Source organism: Oceaniglobus roseus (assembly GCF_002869745.1).
Lineage (GTDB): Bacteria > Pseudomonadota > Alphaproteobacteria > Rhodobacterales > Rhodobacteraceae > Oceaniglobus > Oceaniglobus roseus.
Window position 1 is genome coordinate 1 of the sequence record NZ_PNOS01000087.1, and the last position, 1153, is coordinate 1153.

The 1153-nt window shown below is 67.8% G+C and carries 2 protein-coding genes; both read right to left on the reverse strand.

The window, feature by feature from the left end:
* The coding region (locus tag A7B20_RS21120; RefSeq protein ID WP_172961084.1) for a recombinase family protein at window positions 1–634 on the reverse strand (634 nt) is incomplete at its 3' end.
* The gene (locus tag A7B20_RS21125; protein WP_102110542.1) at window positions 634–1080 is read right to left on the reverse strand and encodes a DUF2924 domain-containing protein; all 447 of its coding nucleotides are present in this window, start codon (window positions 1078–1080) and stop codon (window positions 634–636) included. The genes A7B20_RS21120 and A7B20_RS21125, both read right to left, overlap by 1 nt.
* Window positions 1081–1153 lie beyond the last annotated feature (73 nt).

Genomic DNA, 1153 nt, shown 5'->3' on the forward strand with positions numbered 1-1153 from the left:
TGGCCGCGGCCTCCCGGGCCAGCACCGTGCCCGAACCCAGTTCGACGAAGCGCGCGAAAATCCACCGCGCTTGCTCGGTGGCTTCCTCGTCCACCACCAGCTTGCGGTCCTCGACGCGGTAGCCGAAGGGTGGGACACCCCCCATCCAGATGCCCCGCCGGCGGCTGGCGGCGATCTTGTCGCGGATGCGTTCAGCCGTGACCTCGCGTTCGAATTGGGCGAAGGACAACAGTATGTTCAGCGTCAGCCGCCCCATGGAGGTGGTGGTGTTGAAGGACTGCGTCACCGAGACGAAGGTCACGCCGTTCCGGTCGAAGACCTCGACCAGCTTGGCGAAGTCCGCCAGCGAGCGGCTGAGACGGTCGATCTTGTAGACCACGACCACGTCGACGAGCCCGTCCTCGATGTCTTCCAGCAGCCGCTGCAGGGCAGGGCGCTCCAGCGTGCCGCCCGAGATACCGCCGTCGTCATACTGATCGCGGACCAGCACCCAGCCTTCGGACCGCTGGCTGGCGATGTACGCCTCGCAGGCTTCCCGCTGGGCGTGGAGCGAGTTGAACTCCTGCTCCAGCCCTTCCTCGGAGGATTTCCGGGTGTAGACGGCGCAGCGGCGCTTGGGCTTCACCTCCGCCATCACCGGCCCCCCTGTCGCTTGAGCCCGAAAAACACGAGCCCGTTCCAACGCGTGCCGGTGATCGCCCGTGCGATGGCCGACAGCGACCTGTAGGGCCGCCCCTGCCATTCGAATCCGTCGGCGGTGACGGTGACGACATGCTCTACGCCCTGCCACTCGCGCAGGAGCCGGGTGCCAGTGATCGGGCGGTCGCGGCCGGCACGCACGCTGCGCTTCTTCCGGTCGCCGCCGTCCAACTCCTCGCCGAGACGTTCAAGCCGCCGGACCGTCTCCGGCTTCAGCCCGCCGTAGGCCAGCTCCTGGATCCGGTAGGCGAGCCGGGACTCCAGGTAGCGGCGGTTGAACGGCGGCGGCTCGCTGTCGAACAACTCGCGCCACTGGGTCTTCAGCTGCGGCGTCGGCGTGGTCTTCAGCGCGGCCAGGCGGGCAGGGATGGTGTCGGTCATGCGGTTCTCCGGTCGGTTGGAGTTGCATGACCGCTCCGGTGCCCCGGAGAGTGAAGCGAACTTTCTCCAGTGC

Bases quoted from the DNA above. Each gene is read 5' to 3' on its own strand.
- A7B20_RS21125 (WP_102110542.1), bottom strand. From the start codon at position 1,080: ATGACCGACACCATCCCTGCCCGCCTGGCCGCGCTGAAGACCACGCCG.